This window comes from Corynebacterium sp., assembly GCF_052107835.1.
Lineage (GTDB): Bacteria > Actinomycetota > Actinomycetes > Mycobacteriales > Mycobacteriaceae > Corynebacterium.
The window spans coordinates 21,347-37,128 of sequence record NZ_JBQEDF010000009.1 but is presented as its reverse complement, the minus strand read 5'-3'; the positions used below and the strand labels follow the sequence as shown (position 1 = coordinate 37,128).

The 15,782-nt window shown below is 67.8% G+C and carries 14 protein-coding genes; 6 read left to right on the top strand and 8 right to left on the bottom strand.

The window, feature by feature from the left end:
* Nucleotides 1-151: 151 nt before the first annotated feature.
* Nucleotides 152-1,810 carry an MDR family MFS transporter gene (locus tag ACTIL2_RS03825; RefSeq protein WP_442336130.1) on the top strand — a complete coding sequence of 553 codons (1,659 nt, stop codon included), beginning with the start codon at nucleotides 152-154 and terminating at the stop codon, nucleotides 1,808-1,810.
* Between the two features lie 123 nt (nucleotides 1,811-1,933).
* On the opposite strand, the gene ACTIL2_RS03820 is transcribed toward ACTIL2_RS03825, so the two are convergent.
* Together ACTIL2_RS03820 and glf are read right to left on the bottom strand one after the other, a co-directional pair.
* A complete protein-coding gene (locus ACTIL2_RS03820; protein ID WP_442336129.1) occupies nucleotides 1,934-2,509 on the bottom strand; it encodes an NADPH-dependent F420 reductase in 576 nt (191 codons plus the stop codon).
* A gap of 116 nt (nucleotides 2,510-2,625) precedes the next feature.
* On the bottom strand, nucleotides 2,626-3,792 hold the full coding sequence (gene glf / locus ACTIL2_RS03815; RefSeq protein WP_442336128.1) for a UDP-galactopyranose mutase: 1,167 nt from the start codon (nucleotides 3,790-3,792) through the stop codon (nucleotides 2,626-2,628).
* Between the two features lie 88 nt (nucleotides 3,793-3,880).
* On the opposite strand from glf, the gene ACTIL2_RS03810 reads away from it, so the two are divergent.
* On the top strand, nucleotides 3,881-4,918 hold the full coding sequence (locus tag ACTIL2_RS03810; RefSeq protein WP_442336127.1) for a zinc-binding alcohol dehydrogenase family protein: 1,038 nt from the start codon (nucleotides 3,881-3,883) through the stop codon (nucleotides 4,916-4,918).
* A gap of 123 nt (nucleotides 4,919-5,041) precedes the next feature.
* On the opposite strand, the gene ACTIL2_RS03805 is transcribed toward ACTIL2_RS03810, so the two are convergent.
* Genes ACTIL2_RS03805 through serS form a run of 3 tightly spaced genes read right to left on the bottom strand, consistent with a single transcriptional unit; the run spans nucleotide 5,042 to nucleotide 8,168 of the window.
* A complete protein-coding gene (locus ACTIL2_RS03805; RefSeq protein ID WP_442336126.1) occupies nucleotides 5,042-5,965 on the bottom strand; it encodes an HAD family hydrolase in 924 nt (307 codons plus the stop codon).
* A complete protein-coding gene (locus tag ACTIL2_RS03800) occupies nucleotides 5,965-6,879 on the bottom strand; it encodes a lysophospholipid acyltransferase family protein (RefSeq protein WP_442336125.1) in 915 nt (304 codons plus the stop codon). The genes ACTIL2_RS03805 and ACTIL2_RS03800 overlap by 1 nt, the downstream gene beginning before the upstream one ends.
* Before the next feature lie 5 nt (nucleotides 6,880-6,884).
* Nucleotides 6,885-8,168 (bottom strand): serine--tRNA ligase, encoded by a 1,284-nt coding sequence (serS, locus tag ACTIL2_RS03795; RefSeq protein ID WP_442336124.1) that lies wholly within the window; start codon nucleotides 8,166-8,168, stop codon nucleotides 6,885-6,887.
* 70 nt (nucleotides 8,169-8,238) lie between these two features.
* Between serS and ACTIL2_RS03790 the strand changes: the two genes are divergently transcribed.
* Both ACTIL2_RS03790 and ACTIL2_RS03785 read left to right on the top strand, forming a co-directional pair.
* Complete coding sequence (locus ACTIL2_RS03790; RefSeq protein WP_442336123.1) at nucleotides 8,239-9,351, top strand: septum formation family protein; 1,113 nt, start codon at nucleotides 8,239-8,241, stop codon at nucleotides 9,349-9,351.
* Between the two features lie 189 nt (nucleotides 9,352-9,540).
* Nucleotides 9,541-9,888 (top strand): metallopeptidase family protein, encoded by a 348-nt coding sequence (locus ACTIL2_RS03785; protein WP_442336166.1) that lies wholly within the window; start codon nucleotides 9,541-9,543, stop codon nucleotides 9,886-9,888.
* A 40-nt stretch (nucleotides 9,889-9,928) separates the two neighbouring features.
* Here the strand turns inward: ACTIL2_RS03785 and ACTIL2_RS03780 are convergent, their stop codons facing one another.
* Together ACTIL2_RS03780 and pheA are read right to left on the bottom strand one after the other, a co-directional pair.
* Nucleotides 9,929-10,840: a histidine phosphatase family protein gene (locus tag ACTIL2_RS03780; protein WP_442336122.1), complete on the bottom strand. Its 912-nt coding sequence runs from the start codon at nucleotides 10,838-10,840 to the stop codon at nucleotides 9,929-9,931.
* Nucleotides 10,837-11,793, bottom strand: a complete 957-nt coding sequence (gene pheA / locus ACTIL2_RS03775; protein ID WP_442336121.1) for a prephenate dehydratase — start codon at nucleotides 11,791-11,793, stop codon at nucleotides 10,837-10,839. Before pheA ends, ACTIL2_RS03780 begins: the two co-directional genes overlap by 4 nt.
* A gap of 47 nt (nucleotides 11,794-11,840) precedes the next feature.
* Between pheA and ACTIL2_RS03770 the strand changes: the two genes are divergently transcribed.
* The gene (locus tag ACTIL2_RS03770; RefSeq protein WP_442336120.1) at nucleotides 11,841-13,160 is read left to right on the top strand and encodes an amidase family protein; all 1,320 of its coding nucleotides are present in this window, start codon (nucleotides 11,841-11,843) and stop codon (nucleotides 13,158-13,160) included.
* Nucleotides 13,157-13,927 (top strand): CPBP family intramembrane glutamic endopeptidase, encoded by a 771-nt coding sequence (locus ACTIL2_RS03765; RefSeq protein ID WP_442336119.1) that lies wholly within the window; start codon nucleotides 13,157-13,159, stop codon nucleotides 13,925-13,927. The genes ACTIL2_RS03770 and ACTIL2_RS03765 overlap by 4 nt, the downstream gene beginning before the upstream one ends.
* A gap of 96 nt (nucleotides 13,928-14,023) precedes the next feature.
* Here the strand turns inward: ACTIL2_RS03765 and ACTIL2_RS03760 are convergent, their stop codons facing one another.
* Nucleotides 14,024-15,670 (bottom strand): AMP-binding protein, encoded by a 1,647-nt coding sequence (locus ACTIL2_RS03760; protein WP_442336118.1) that lies wholly within the window; start codon nucleotides 15,668-15,670, stop codon nucleotides 14,024-14,026.
* Nucleotides 15,671-15,782: the final 112 nt, after the last annotated feature.

The following is a 15,782-nucleotide window of genomic DNA, read 5'->3' as shown; positions in this document are numbered from 1 at the left end:
CGGCAATGTGATCGCGGTCGGTCCCGCACATCCCCCAATGTCTCACACCGGGGGTTCCGGTCACCGCATTCGCAACATTTGACACGATTCCGGAATATGCAGATACTGTAGTTAGTTATTGCAGTTACTGCACATCGTGAAAGGGGTCGTCGTGACCACAACTGCCACAGCACCAGCGCCGGTGCTCCTCACCAAACGGCGCATCTGGCTGATCTTCAGCGCGTTGATGGCCGGAATGCTCCTCGCCAGCCTCGACCAGACCATCGTCTCCACCGCCATGCCCACCATCGTCGGCGACCTGGGCGGCGTGGAGCACCAGGTGTGGATCACCACGTCCTACCTGCTGGCCACCACCATCGTCATGCCGATCTACGGCAAGTTCGGCGACATCATCGGACGCCGTAACCTCTTCCTCGCCGCCATCAGCATCTTCACCGTCGCCTCACTGCTGTGTGCCGTCGCGACCAACTTCTGGGCCTTCGTCGTCTTCCGTGCCCTGCAGGGTTTCGGCGGTGGCGGTCTGATGATCCTCTCCCAGGCGATCATGGCGGACATCGTCCCCGCCAAGGAACGCGGCAAGTACATGGGCGCACTCGGCGCCGTCTTCGGCCTCTCCTCCGTGGCCGGTCCGCTGCTCGGCGGCTTCTTCGTCGACCACCTCACCTGGCAGTGGGGCTTCTGGATCAATATCCCGATTGGTGTTGCCGCGCTGGTCATCGCCATCACCACCCTGAAGCTCCCCAGCAAGAAGGCCCGGAAGAGCATCGACTGGCTCGGCGTCCTGCTGCTGTCGGTGACCACCACCTGCCTGATCTTCTTCACCGATTTCGGTGGCGACGACGCCTACGGCTGGACCTCGTCCACCACGCTCGCCTGGGGTGCCGGCATGCTCGTCGCCGGCGGACTGTTCATCCTGACCGAGTCCCGCGCCGAGGACCCGGTGATCCCCCTGAGCCTGTTCCGCAACAGGATCTTCGTGCAGACCGCGGTCATCGGGCTGAGCCTCGGCGTCGCGATGTTCGCGACCATCGGTTTCATGCCGACGTTCCTGCAGATGGCCTCCGGCACCTCCGCGGCCTCCTCGGGCCTGCTGATGATCCCGATGATGGCTGCCATGATGCTGACCTCAGTCGGCTCCGGTTTCCTGCTGCCGAAGGTCTCCCGCTACCGGGTGTTCCCCATCGTCGGCCTGGCCGTCACCATCGGTGCGTTGCTGCTGATGACGACAATCTCGGCGGACACCTCGATCCCGGTCATCTGTTCCTACCTGGCACTGTTCGGCTTCGGGTTGGGACTGTTCATGCAGATCATCGTCCTGCTGGCGCAGAACTCCGTGCCGGCCGACCAGGTCGGTACGGCCACCAGCACCAACAACTACTTCCGTGAGGTCGGCTCCACCCTGGGCACCGCGGTCTTCGGCGCGTTCTTCACATCGCGGCTGACCAGCGGCCTGACGGACGTGTTCACCGAGTCCGGCGCCAGTGCGGACGATGCCGCTGCCGCCACCTCGACCATCCAGCCCGAGGCCCTGAACAGCATGCCGGACACCGTACGCGACGGCATTGTCGGCGCTTACGCGGACGCCCTGGCCCCTGTGTTCTGGTACGTCATTCCGTTCCTGGTCCTCGCACTGGTCGTCTCCCTGTTCCTCAAGGAGATCCCCCTGCAGGACGAGGCGGGCATGGTCGCCCGTGGTGAAGCCGTCGCCGGGGACGAGGCGGAACGGCTGGAGGCTGCCCAGCTGGAAGCCGAGCGGTCTGCCGGGCACGACGGTGTCGAAGGTCAGGACCGGGCAGTTCCGAGGCAATAGCCAGGCCCTGTCACAGGTGAGGTGCTGGAGGCGCGGTCGATCGGAATGTGCGCGACAATCCGCGGTCGTTGCCGCCGCAGGGGAAGACCTACGGAATCGCGGAGTACCGCGAAAAGTCGCGACTCAACGGGTGACGGCGAACCCGGCGTCCCACCCGATCTTCTCGGATGCGGCGAGGGTGAGCTGAAGGAATCCGACAGACTCGAGCTCACGGGCACGGGACAATGCTCCCGCGTCAACCGCAGCGAGTCCGCCCGCCTCGATCGCAGCGATGAGGCCATTCTTGGCGTCAGCATCGTCGCCGGCAATGAGGACGGTGGTGGGCAACCCGCCGACCGTCCCTGCGGCGAGCGTGGCGGCGAAGGTGGTGTTGAACGCCTTGACGACCTTCGCATCCGGCAGTGAAGCCTGCAGCTCTGCGGCGGCGGAGCTGTCCGCCGGGACCACCAGAGAATCGAAGGTCTCGAAGTCGAGCGGGTTGGTGATGTCGACCACGGTCTTGCCGGCGAGCTGGGCGCCGTAGGTTTCAGCGATCGTCGCGAGCGCGCCGTAGGGGACAGCGAAGATCACGATGTCCCCGTCGATGCTCGCCCCGGTATCCTTGCTGCCGATGTGCTGGACGGTTGCCCCGCCCTTGGCGATTACCCCGTCGATCGCCTGTCCCATGTTCCCGCTGCCGAAGATGGTGATGGTGCTCATTGGTTCCTCCCGGATCCGCTGGTGAGTTAGATCGAGATATATGCAGTGACTGACGTGGCTGACGTCACTGACATCTCCACCATATACACGGATCTACGGGTGGCCCGGGGCTCCGGCTACAGCAGCGGGGAGACCTTGTTCTCGTACATGGTCAACGCCGAACCGATCGCCATGTGCATGTCCAGGTACTGGTAGGTGCCCAGGCGTCCACCGAAGAACACCTTGTTCGTGTCAGTTTCGGTATCCGCCAACTCGCGGTAGCGCAGCAGCTTCTCCCGGTCCTCCGGGGTGTTGATCGGGTAGTACGGCTCGTCCTCACCCTCGGCGAAGCGGCTGAACTCCTTCATGATCACCGTCTTGTCGTTCGGGTAGTTCTTGCGCTCCGGGTGGAAGTGGCGGAACTCGTGGATGCGGGTGAACGGGACGTCCGCATCGTTGTAGTTCATCACCGGGGTGCCCTGGAAATCACCGGTTTCCAGCACCTCCGTCTCGAAGTCGAGGGTGCGCCAGCCCAGCTTCCCCTCGCTGTAACCGAAGTAGAGGTCCAGCGGCCCGGTGTAGACCACCGGCGCGTCCGGCGACGCGTCCTGGATCCCGGAGCGCGCGTCGAACCAGTCCGTGTCCAGGCGCACCTCGATGTTCGGGTGCGAGGCCATGTTCTCCAGCCAGGCCGTGTAGCCCTCGACCGGCAGCCCCTCGTAGGTGTCGTTGAAGTAGCGGTTGTTGAAGGTGTAGCGCACCGGCAGCCGGGAGATGTTCGCCGCCGGCAGCTCCTTCGGGTCGGTCTGCCACTGCTTGGCGGTGTAGTCACGGACGAAAGCCTCGTAGAGGGGACGCCCGATCAGGGAGATACCCTTCTCCTCCAGGTTCGCGGCGTCCTCCGGGTTCAGCCCGTCGGTCTGCTCCTGGATCAGCTCCCGCGCCTCGGACGGACTGTAGTACCGGCCGAAGAACTGGTTGATCAGGCCCAGGCCCATGGGGAACTGGTAGGCGGTGCCGTCATGCATCGCGAAGACACGGTGCTGGTAGTCCGTGAAATCGGTGAACTTGTTGACGTAGTCCCACACCTTCTTGTTGGAGGTGTGGAACAGGTGGGCACCGTACTTGTGGATCTCGATGCCGGTCTCCGGCTCGGCCTCCGAGTACGCGTTGCCCCCGATGTGGCTGCGGCGCTCAATGACAAGCACCTTCTTGTCCTGCTGGCTCGCGGCGCGCTCCGCGACGGTCAGTCCGAAGAATCCGCTGCCGACAACGATCAGATCGTATTCGTTACTGTCGCTCATGGTGAGTCAGGGTACAGGGCACACCCCTCCGCCGTGCGGAGCCATGCCGGTCGTCCCTGTTGAATGCCTGTCGGTACGATGGTGCCCCATGAGTTCCCGCGCCGTCGAATTGCCGACCACCATGCCCGCCGTCGCCGTCACCGGCGAGTTTCCCGTCGATGATCCGCAGTGCCTGACGGATGTCGTCGTCCCCCTGCCCACGGTGGGACCCCGCGACCTGTTGGTCGAGGTCCAGGCCGTGTCCGTCAACCCGATCGACACGAAGATGCGCCGCCGCGCCGCAGACGCGGTGGGACGCGGCGAGCAGCCGATCCTGGGATACGACGCCGCCGGCGTGGTCCAGGCCGTGGGCGAGGACGTGACCCGGTTCATCCCCGGTGACCGCGTGTTCTACGCCGGCAGCCAGCTGCGTGACGGGACGAATGCCAAGTACCACGCGGTGGACGAGCGCATCGTGGGCCACCGTCCGAAGACCTGCTCGGCGGTGGAGGCCGCGTCCCTGCCGCTGACGGCCCTGACCGCCTGGGAGGCACTGTTCGACCGTCTGGGCGCATCGATCGACTCGAACGGCTCCCTGCTGATCCTGGGTGGTGCCGGCGGCGTGCCGAGCATCATGATCCAGCTGGCCAGGGCGCTGACGGGGCTGACCGTGATCGCCACCGCCTCGCGCGAGGAGTCCCGGGACTGGGTCGTGGAGATGGGCGCGCACGAGGTCGTGGACCACCGGCGCAACCTCGCCGACCAGGTCCTGGACCTGGAGCCCGACGGCATCGACTTCGTGTTCACCACCCACACCACCGGGCATTCGGGGGATCTCGCGGAGATGATGTCGCCGCAGTCGCACCTGTGCCTCATCGACGACCCGGAGGACTTCGACCTGCTGGCGTTCAAGAAGAAGTCGATCGCGGTGCACTGGGAGTCGATGTTCACCCGCGTCGTCTTCGACACCGAGGACCTCGACGAGCAGGGGATCATCCTGGACCGGGTCGCGGAGATGGTGGACGACGGACGCCTGATCTCCACGCTCGGCGAGACGATGATCGGGTTGACCGCGTCCACCCTGGCGGAGGCGCACCGCGAGGTAGAGCGCGGGCACGTCACCGGCAAGCTCGCTGTGCGGGTGTAGGACGTGCCTCTCCTCACCTGAACCTGAACTTTCGCACTTCCAGCGAGCCGAAGGACACGGCCACCTGGGGTTTTACGGGGGCGATCGACTGGCGCGGTGCGAAAGTTAGGTCGTATCCCCGGCTCAGAACCAGCGCTCGAGAACGACCGCCACCCCGTCCTCGTCATTGGTCGCGGTGCGGTGGTCGGCGATGGCGGCGACCTCGTCGACCGCGTTGCCCATGGCCACGCCCAGCCCCGCCCAGCGCAGCATGGCCACGTCATTGGGCATGTCACCGAAGGTCACGACCTCCGCCGGGTCGATCGCGGGAACGGCAGGCACGTCAACGGCACCGCTGGCACCGCCGGCCCCGCCTGCGTCGCCCAGCGCATGCGCCAGCCCGGACAGCTTCGTGACCCCGGGCCGGTTTATCTCGAGCAGACCACCGTGGAAGGACCACGTCACGTCCGCCAACGCCGGATCCACCACCGGCGCCACCAGGTCGCACAGCTCGGCGCTTCCGACCTGTTCATGACGCACCAGCAGCTTCACCGCCGGCTTGGCGAACAGCGTGGAATGCTGCTCCACGGAATGCTCCACCGACTCCCACGCGTGCGGGTAGGTCTCCTCCACCGCGAACAACTCCGCCGCACGGTCAAAGGCGCTGGCCCCGGCGCGTTCCACGGCGAAGGTCACCGGGGGCAGGCCGCGGGCAGCAAGGACCGGGGACGTGGCGTCCTGCACGGCGGCCACCACCTCCTCCAGCACGGGGGCGGAGAGCTCGGCGGCGTAGGTGATCCGGTCGCTGGCGGAGTCGTAGACCACCGCGCCGTTCGCGCAGACGCACGTCGGACGGATCCCCAACTGCTCGATGACCGGCAGCATCCACCGTGCGGGCCGTCCGGACGCCGGGATGAACCGCACACCTGATGCGACCAGGCGTCCGACCACGTCACGGGTCCGCGGCGACACCCGGTCGGCGGAGGTCACCAATGTGCCGTCCAGGTCACTGACGACCAGGGACGGGGCAGCGGTGTGCGTGCCCTCGGACACGGTGGGAAGGGACACTAGCGTCCCAGCTTCTTCCTGATTTTGCCGATCAGGGTGGTGGGAGCGGCCGCAGCTTCCGGGTTCGCAGCGAGTTCAGCTTCCCGGGCGGCGCGTTCCTCGCGGCGCTTCTCTGCGTCCGCCCGGTCCTTCTCCGTGGCCTCCTCCAAGGTCGGCGCAGATCCGCCCAACGACGCGGGCATCCAGTACTCCCCCTCCGGGAAGGGGCCGAACAACTCGTCGTAACGGGTGCGCACATCGTCCAGCCGGGTCACCATCGCGTCATGCAGCCGGTCGGTGGCCTCGCGGGAAGTGCCGTCCAGGGAGACCGGCTCGCCCACGGAGATGATCAGGGAGGCATTCCTCATCCACCACCGCGGCTTGCGGCCCTTCGTCCAGATCCGCTGCGAGCCCCAGAGCACCACGGGGATCAGCGGGACGCCCGCGTCCTGCGCGATGCGTGCGGCACCGTCCTTGAATTCCTTGATCTCGAAGGACCGGGAGATCGTCGCCTCCGGGAAGATGCCGATCAGGTCGCCGCCGGCGGCGCGCGAGGTGGCCTCACGGACCGAAGCCGCACCGTCGGCGCGGTCGACCGGGATGTGGTGGCAGCCGGACATCGCGGGGCCGGCGACCGGGTTGTCCCAGATCTCTTTCTTCGCCATGAAGCGGATCAGCCGCTTGCCGTGGAAGGCGGCGGGCACCCCGCCGAACACGAAGTCCCAGTAGCCGGTGTGGTTCACCGCGAGCACCGCCCCACCGCTGGCCGGGATGCGCTCCGGGTGCTGGATCTCCACGGAGAGGTGCTGCATGTGCCGCATCCAGAGCTTCGCGAAGGGGATGATGATGCGCCCGTAGAACAGTTCCTTCGATTCCGGGTGCACCGGTGCGTCGGGCACACCGCCCGGGAGCTCGAAGCCCTTGGGAATCCACATGCCGGTTACTTCTCCTTCGGGGAGTCTGGAGTCAGGACGTCCTTGCCGATGAACGGGCGCAGCGCCTCAGGGACCACGACCGAGCCGTCCGCCTGCTGGTTGTTCTCCAGGATGGCCACGAGCCAGCGGGTGGTCGCCAGGGTGCCGTTGAGCGTGGCGGCGGTCTGCGCCTTACCGTCCTCATCACGGTAGCGGGTCTTCAGACGCCGCGCCTGGAAAGTGGTGCAGTTCGAGGTGGACGTCAGCTCACGGTAGGTCTCCTGGGTCGGCACCCAGGCCTCGGTGTCGTACTTGCGGGACGCCGAGGAGCCCAGGTCACCGCCGGCGACATCGATCACCCGGTAGGGGACGTTCACCGCGGCGAGCATGTCCTTCTCCATGGCGAGCAGCTCCCGGTGCTGTGCCTCCGCGTCCTCCGGCCTGCAGTAGACGAACATCTCGACCTTGTCGAACTGGTGGACGCGCAGGATACCGCGGGTGTCCTTGCCGTAGGACCCGGCCTCACGGCGGAAGCAGGACGACCAGCCGGCGTAGCGGACGGGTCCGTCCTTCAGGTCGATGATCTCGTCCTTGTGGTAGCCGGCGAGCGCGACCTCGGAGGTACCGACGAGGTACATGTCATCGGCCTCGAGGCGGTAGATCTCGTCGGCGTGCGCGCCGAGGAACCCGGTGCCGGCCATGATCTCCGGGCGCACCAGCACCGGCGGGATCATCAGGGTGAAACCGTGGTCGCGGGCCTTCTGCGCGGCGAGCTGCAGCAGGCCGAGCTGCAGCAGGGCGCCGTCGCCGGTGAGGAAGTAGAAGCGGGCACCGGAGACCTTCGCCCCGCGCTCCATGTCGATCAGCCCCAGCGACTCGCCGAGCTCCAGGTGGTCCTTCGGCTCGAAGTCGAACTGCGCGGGCTCGCCGATGTGCTCCAGGACGACGAAATCGTCCTCCCCGCCGGCGGGGGCGCCGGTGACGACGTTGGACAGCTGCATCTGCAGGTCGTGGACGGCCTGCTCGGCCCCGGTCTGCTCGGCGTCGAGTTCCTTGGCCTTCGCGGAGTAGACCTGCCCCTCCTCGCGCAGGGCGTCCCGTTCCTCCGGCGTCGCGTCCTTCATCCTCTTGCCCATGGACTTGGAGAAGGCCTTCGCCTCGGTACGGGCTGCATCGGCCGCGCCGATGGCCTCGCGGCGGTGCTGGTCCGCCTCCAGGAGCTGGTCCACCAGGGACGGGTCCTCACCACGGGTGCGCTGGGATTCTCGGACTGTGTCGGGGTTCTCCCGGAGGAACTTGAGATCAATCATGCCCATTAGCTTAGCTATAGTGGTTACAGCCCTGCCGGAGATGTCCGGTCCTCGTGAGAGAATGCCTGTTATGCCGACTGACCGTACCGACAGTTCCGACCGTCCCGAAAGTCCTGACGCCGCGCAGCCCCGGAAGTTCCGGAAGCGCCGCAGGACGCTCGCAGTCATGCTCACCGCCGCCCTCGCGGGTGGAGTCGGCGCGGCCGCCTACGAATCCTTCGCCCCCCAGGGATCGTCCGTGGTGGCGCAGGGCGGGTCCTCCACAACGGAGGAACCGGAACCGGTCGCGTTCACCGACGCGGACACCGGCGACTGCGTGAACTGGACACAGGACGGCGAGATCGCCACGGACTTCACCGTGGTCGACTGCGCCGAGCCGCACCGCTTCGAGGTGGCGACACGCGAGGATCTGTCGCAGTACCCCACCAGCGAATTCGGTCCGGACGCACCGCAGCCCGACCTGGAGCGCCAGGGCCAGCTGACGGCCGACCTGTGTGCCGGCCCCACGCGCAGCTACCTCGACGGACGGCTGGACCCGCAGGGCCGCTACGCCGTTGCCCCGATCCTCCCTCCCGGGGCCGCATGGGACGACGGGGACAGGACGATGATCTGCGGCGTCGCCGTCCCGGAGGGCGACGGCCAGTACACCGAGGCCACCGGACGCGCCGCCGAGACGGACCAGTCCACGGCGGTGCCCGACGAGACCTGCGTGCGGGCCCAGGGCGACACGGTGAACTCGGTGCCGTGCGACCAGCCCTACTCCTGGCAGGTGACCTCCGTGGTGAACCTCGGCGAGGAGTTCGGGGCGCAGCCGGACGCGCCGTGGCCGAACCTGGAGCAGCAGGGCGAGTTCCTGGACGAGGTGTGCACCCGGGCCGGGATCGACTTCCTCAACGGCGAGCCCGGCGGCAATGACGAGGCCCTCTACCAGTCCACGCTGACACCGTTCTGGACGACGCTGCCGCAGGAGTCGTGGAACGCTGGGTCGCGGACCGTGAACTGCGCACTGACGAAGGCCCGTGAGGACGACTCCTTCGCCGACCTGCGCGGGGACACCCGCCAGGAGTTCACGGTGGACGGGGAGCCCAAGGAGGATCCCCCGCGGCGCCGTCCCGTGCAGGACGACGACAACGCCGACAGCGATGCCGGTGCCGATACCCCCACCCCGGCCCCTGCACCCTAGCCGTCCACCGGCCGCGCCGGTGTTCGGCCACTGCTGGACTTTCGCACTCCCACCCCTTCCCACGATGTGATACTTGCAGGTCAGACCACTTCTGGCCGCTCCCGGGGCTTTGCTGGAGTGCGAAAGTTCGGCGGTGCGAAGCATTAGAATGGGCGCTGAATGCCCACCCACGACGAACCGAGGAGTTTCATGGTCGAGGTCACCGACGAGGAGTTCGAGGAACTCGTCGACCACGGTCTACGTTTGATCCCCCGTCAGCTGCTCGATGCCCTCGACAATGTCGCCATCGTTGTCGAGGACCACAACGGGGAGGATCCGACGCTGCTCGGGCTGTACCACGGTGTGGCGCTGACCGACCGTTCCGTGGAGTGGCCGACTTTCCTCCCCGACAAGATCAGCATCTACAAGGATGCGCTCTGCGACTACTGCCACACCCGTGACCAGCTGGTCGAGGAGGTGGCGGTCACGGTCGTCCACGAGATCGGACACCATTTCGGCATCGACGACGAACGCCTCCACGACCTCGGCTGGGGCTGACCCCGGCACTTACGGGCCGTTCAGTCCGCCCAATCCCCTGTCACCCCCGCGGGGGTTCGCCCAGACCGGCCCAGTCGGTGACCTTCCACCCCTCCTGCACCGCATCACTGAAGGCAGGGGCCGTCGGGGCGGCCAGGGCCGCGAGATCCGGCACACCGAGGTCCGGCACCTCCAGTTCGACACGGCCGGTGTTGGGGAGCAGCGTGTCGACCGCGAACTGCGGCTGGACGCGGCCCAGGTAGGCGGCCACCAGACGGATCACCGCCCCGTGGCTCACCACCGCCAGGTCGGAGCCCTCCCGCTGCACCGCCGCCAGCATCGGCAGCAGCGAGTCAAGGTAGCGTCCGACCACCGCCTCCCCGTCCAGGGCACCCGGCATCGGCTGCGACAGCGATCCACCGAGCCACCGGTGGAACGTGAGGTGGTAGTCGTGGTGCGCCTCCTCGTCGACGCGCATCTCGTAGCGTCCGGCGGGGATCTCCGAGATCCCGGGCACCGCACCGGGCATGACCAGGGGCGGGGAACTCACGAAGGAGGTGTCGAGGGACGTGGCGTCCCGCCCGCCACCGCCGAAGGCCGCCGGTGCCGCGGCCGTGGCCGACGAGGACGGCCCCTCGATCTGGTCGTGGGCCAGCCCGTCCGTGATCGTGACGGAGGCCGCGAGCGACGACGCGAAGTCACTGCCGGGGGACGTCGGGGCCAGGGACAGTCCCAGCTCCGCGCCGGCGGCGGAGATCCCGGCGGCGGTCTGGCGGGCCCGCAGGGCCTCGGATGAGACCAGGGCGAGCGGGGCGTCCAGCCCGCCGACCGTCTCGGAGGCGAGGAGCTCACCGGCTGCGCGCGCCTGTGACCAACCGAGATCGGTCAGCGCGGCTCCGGGCAGCGCGGTGTCGAGGGCATGCCGGATGTTCGAGGTGGTCTGCCCGTGGCGGATGAGCAGCAGGCGGCTCACGAGTGCCGACCCCCCTTCAGGTTGCGGACCCATTCCCGCGAATCGTCGTAGTCGGGTGGCACGGACCCGGCAGGGCCGGACACTCCCCCGACCCAGCCCTCCTGCGGCCAGGAGCCGAGGAACCGGATCCTGTCGCAGAAGCGGTGCAGCCCGGCGAGGGCCTCGGCCACCGCTTCGTCCTCGATGTGGCCGACGAGTTCGACGTGGAAATTGTAGGTCCCGGCCTTCTCGCGGGTGGGCCGGGATTCGATCCGCGACATGTCCACCCGCCGGGTCGCGAGCTCGAACAATGCCATGACCAGCGACGCCGGCACGTTCGGCACCTGCAGGACGATGGCGGTGCGGTCGTGGCCCGTGCGCGGTGTGGGTTGCTGGGGGCGTCCGACGAGCACGAAGCGGGTACGCGCACCCGCAACGTCGGCGACGTCCTCGGCCAGGGCGTCCAGCCCGTGGATCTGACCGGCGCGGGCGGGGGCCGCGGCGGCATCCGCGGTGCCGTCCTTCACGGCGGCTGCCGCCGCGCCGTTGGAGGTGGAGGGGACGAAGGTCGCAGTGGGAAGGTGCTCGGAGAGCCACCCACGGACCTGCGCCTCGGCGACCGGGTGGGTGGTGACGGTCCCGATGTCCTCCAGCCGGGTGCCGGGTCGCACGAGGATGGAGAAAACGACGGGGACGTCATGCTCGCGCAGGATCAGCAGGGGGTCCCCGGTGGCCAGGGAGTCGAAGGTCTGGGTCACGGGCCCGTCCACACTGGATTCCAGCGCGACGACCGCCTTGTCGACCTCGCCACTGCGCACCAGGTCGAGCGCTGTGGCGGGTGAGTCGACGGCCCGGTGGACGACATCCGCCGGGAGGTGCCCGCCGTCCGTGAGGTTCAGGACGGCCTGCTCGGTGAAGGTACCGCGCGGGCCGAGGTAGGCAACGGTGGTCCCGTTGTCGTTGGTTTCGCTCATGACCCCAACCTACCGGTGGTTCCTGTGGGCGGCGGTAGTGTGGCGGCATGGAAAGCGGGACGGATGCCGTGGCGTTGCGGCTGCACCGGGTGTGCGTGCGCACGGGACTGTCGCCCGCGGAGCTGGGGGTGGCTCGTCTCTACGACCGTGCGCACGTGGACCCGGACGCTTTCGGCCCGTTGCGCGGACTGGATGTGCTGGTCAAGGACCTGAACCGGGTCGCAGGCGAGATCGTAACCTTCGGTGCCGCCGAGCACGCTGTGGTGGCGTCCGAGTCGGACGGGGCCGCAGTGCGGCTTCTCGGGGACGGGGCACGACTGGTCGGCGCGAGCGTGTCGGCGGAGTTCGGGGCGACCGTGTACACGGAGCCGGTGGCAGGCCCGGGACCGGTGAACCCCATCGATGCACGGTGGACCACCGGTGGGTCGTCCTCCGGTGCGGCGGTGGCGGTCGCCCGCGGGATCGTGGACGTGGCGCACGCCAGCGACGGCGGCGGGTCGATCCGGGTGCCCGCGGCGAGTGTGGGGCTGCCCGGCCTGAAGCCGCGGCACGAGGTGTTCGCATCCGACGGCGCTGTGCCGAACCCGGCGGCGCAGGGATTCATCGCCGGTGACCTGGACCTGACGGCGCGGGCGTACGGACTGTCGGAATCAGCGGCACCATGGCGGGGGTCTGTGTCGCGCCGGACCGGCGCATCGGGCACGGGGCTGCGTGTGGGGCACACGAATGCGCCCTTCCATTCGCCGGCGCCGGTGGACCCCACGGTGGCGAATGCGACGACGGCGGCCGCGGCGCTGCTGGTCACGCATCCGGGGGTGTCCGGGGTGTCACCCCTGCCGCCGCCGTACGGGGTGGAGCGCTTCGGGGTGTTCTCGAAGGTGATGGCCGCCCGGTGCCGTGGTCTGCCGGAACCGACGACGGTGATGCCGCGCTGGCTGCGGGATCAGGGACGGGCGTTGTCGGACGCGGATCTGGCGGCCGCGACATCGGCGGTGCGGGAACTGCCTGCGCTTGTTGAGCAGGCCTGGTCCGAGTTCGATGTGGTGGTCACGCCGATGCTGTCGACCGCTCCGCCGACGGTGGGTTCCTTCTCCCGGTTGTCCCCGGCGGAGGATTTCGCCGCGCAGACGGCGTGGACTCCCTGGGCGACACTGTGGAACCTGACCGGGTGGTCCGGGTTGTCGGTGCCGTTGGTCCCCGGGGCGTCGTCGGGACGCTGGCCCGTCTCCGTGCATCTGGGTGCCGTGTCCGACCGGGTGAGTGCACCCGAGCTGCTGGATCTAGGGGCACACCTGCAGGACACGGTGGCCGCGCAGATCGCCGCGGATCCGGACGTGCTGTCGACGGCGACGGTGGGGGTGCCATGACACCCACGGACAAGCGCGCACTGCGGTGGGAGATCGTCATTGTCCTGGCTGTGACGTTCGGGGCGTCCGGTCTCCGGTCCCTCCTGCGGCTCCTGGAGGTCGCGGCCATGCCGGAGGACCTCAATGACCAGTCCACCACCCTCAACGCCCGGCAGTCCACGCTCGCCTGGCTCGACCCCGCCTTCCAACTGATCTCCTCCGGTGTGCTGTTCGCCTGGGGCGGGCTCGCCGTCTTCCTGCTGATCAGGCATCTTCCCCCGGCCCTCGGCACGCTGGGCACACCGGGGAAACCACTCGAATTGGCGTTGCGTCCCCGGTGGCGCGATCTTCTGCCCGGCGCGGGCCTCGCCGCCCTGATCGGGCTGCCGGGGCTGGCCTTCTACGTCGGGGCGGTCCAGCTCGGACTGTCGAGGGAGGTCATCCCCACCGGGCTGGACCGCAGTATCCAGGACCTCGTACTGCTGGTCGTGAACTCCTGGGCCAACGGGTTCGCCGAGGAGATCCTGGTCGTGGCCTGGCTGTGCTGCCGGCTGCGGCAGCTGAAGGTCCCCTGGGCGTGGGTCTTCGTCGCCTCCGCGATCCTGCGCGGCAGCTACCACCTGTACCAGGGTTATTCCGCCGGCCTGGGCAACATGCTGATGGGCGTGATCTTCGTCTACGTCTTCTACCGCACCGGCAGGGTGTGGCCACTGGTCATCGCCCACGGGCTGATCGACACCGTCGCCTTCGTGGGCTACCAGGTGATCGGGTCGACTCCTGGACTGTAGAGAACAGCATCACGGCATCCGAGGTTGGTGCAGGCCACCCCACACCAACCTCAAATGCCGCGATGCCGGGCAGGGGCGACGGCGCGTGACTGCGGATCAGCCGTGGACGGCGAGCTCCCGCTTCACGACTTTGCCGATCGCGTTGCGCGGCAGCGGGCAGTCGATGATGACGACGTCCCGCGGGATCGCCGGCTTCATGAAGTGGTCCTCCACGTACTGGCGGACCTCGTCCTCCGAGACGTCCGTCGAGCCGTCCGCAACCACGTAGGCCTTCACCCGCTGGAACTTCTCGTCGTCGTCCACACCCACGCAGTAGGACTCCGCGACCCCGGCGAGGCGGTCGATGATGTCCGACACCGAGGCGGGCCAGATGTTCTCGCCACCCACGATGATCATGTCGTTGTTGCGCCCGAGCACGCGCAGGCGACCGGTCTCCGGGTCGATGACACCCTTGTCGCCCAGGTCGATCATGCCGTCGCGGTACTCGGCCTTGTCGCGGTCGCCGAGGTAGCCCTTCATCGACAAGGCGTTGATCGCGTGGATGATGCCGACCTCGCCCGGGGCAACCTCCTTGCCGGTCTCCGGATCAAGCACCTCGAGACGACCGTTCCACACCGGGTAACCGGCGGTGTTCGGGTCCGCGGCCAGGTCCTCCGGTCCGGCGAACGCCACCAGCAGACCCTCGGTGGAGCCGTAGCCACTGGACACGATGTTGCCGTAGCGCTCCTGCAGACCCACCACGAGATCCTCGCTCATGGCATTTCCGGCGTTCATGATCCAGGTCATCGAGGACGTGTCATAGGACCCGTCGTCGGCTGCCAGGACGTCCTTCAGGAACACCGCGGAGCTGATCGTTCCGGTGCACTTGTAGTCCTGGATCTGCTTCAGCACGTTCTTCGGCTCGAAAACACGCTGGGTGACAAGGGTGCAACCCGCCACAATCGCCAGGACGGACGCGCCCCAGCCGAGGACGTGGAACAGGCTCGCGGTGAGCTGCAGGCGGTCGCCGGCCTTGACCCCCAGGCCGTTCAGTGCCGGGCCCAGCACGCCGACCGGGAAGGATGGCTCGGTGTGGGACACCGCCTTCGGGGTGCCGCTCGTGCCGGACGACATCAGGATGATGCCGCCCTGCGTCGGACGCTTCGGGAAGGAGTCGTCGTGCTTGCCCGGCGAGGTCCAGAACTCCTCGATCGTCGGGTAGTCGAAGTCGTTGCGGTACCCCTCCGCGGCGTCCGCGTGGATCAGGGTGCAGCCGAAATCGGTGAGGTCCTCAGGGAAGCGGTCGTCGAACTCCGAATCCACGAATATCGCGTCCAGCTTGTGCTCCTCGACGATGGAGGCGAGCTGGTTCCTGCTGGCGCCGACATTCAGCAGGAACACGGTGTAGCCCAGGTAGCCCTTGGCCACCAGCGGCGTGAAGAAGCCGCGGCCGTTGCGGGCCATGATGCCGACCCGGCTGTCCGGCCCGATACCGTGGCTGGCCAGGGTGTGCGCCGTCAGACGACCCCGGTTTGCGAGTTCCTGGTAGGTCAGTTCCCCCTGGTCGTCGACGAGGACGAGGCGGTCCGGGAATCTGGCCGCCGAGCCCTCGAGGAGCCCGGCGAGGCTGGTCCCGTAGCGACCCAGTGCCTTGGCGACACCGAGCCCGCCGGCGGGTGTGGATCCCTTGAGGAAGCCCGTGTCCAGGAAGGCCTTGGCACCCCTGATGCCGCCTTTGAGGTCGTAGGACAGCTGCTCGAACACTGCCCCTCCTTTCTGTGGTGGTGCACTGCTGTTCGTTTGTTCTCTGACTGGTCCGGAACTTCAGATCTGAAGCGGACAAACTACTTTCGGTAACCATACCGGCTGCGGGTGA

What these genes read in the sequence shown, in the direction of transcription:
- ACTIL2_RS03820 (WP_442336129.1), bottom strand. Translation starts at nt 2,509, where the DNA reads ATGAGCACCATCACCATCTTCGGCAGCGGGAACATGGGACAGGCGATC.
- glf (WP_442336128.1), bottom strand. Translation starts at nt 3,792, where the DNA reads ATGAGCGACAGTAACGAATACGATCTGATCGTTGTCGGCAGCGGATTC.
- ACTIL2_RS03810 (WP_442336127.1), top strand. Translation starts at nt 3,881, where the DNA reads ATGAGTTCCCGCGCCGTCGAATTGCCGACCACCATGCCCGCCGTCGCC.
- ACTIL2_RS03800 (WP_442336125.1), bottom strand. Translation starts at nt 6,879, where the DNA reads ATGTGGATTCCCAAGGGCTTCGAGCTCCCGGGCGGTGTGCCCGACGCA.
- serS (WP_442336124.1), bottom strand. Translation starts at nt 8,168, where the DNA reads ATGATTGATCTCAAGTTCCTCCGGGAGAACCCCGACACAGTCCGAGAA.
- ACTIL2_RS03790 (WP_442336123.1), top strand. Translation starts at nt 8,239, where the DNA reads ATGCCGACTGACCGTACCGACAGTTCCGACCGTCCCGAAAGTCCTGAC.
- ACTIL2_RS03785 (WP_442336166.1), top strand. Translation starts at nt 9,541, where the DNA reads ATGGTCGAGGTCACCGACGAGGAGTTCGAGGAACTCGTCGACCACGGT.
- pheA (WP_442336121.1), bottom strand. Translation starts at nt 11,793, where the DNA reads ATGAGCGAAACCAACGACAACGGGACCACCGTTGCCTACCTCGGCCCG.
- ACTIL2_RS03770 (WP_442336120.1), top strand. Translation starts at nt 11,841, where the DNA reads ATGGAAAGCGGGACGGATGCCGTGGCGTTGCGGCTGCACCGGGTGTGC.
- ACTIL2_RS03765 (WP_442336119.1), top strand. Translation starts at nt 13,157, where the DNA reads ATGACACCCACGGACAAGCGCGCACTGCGGTGGGAGATCGTCATTGTC.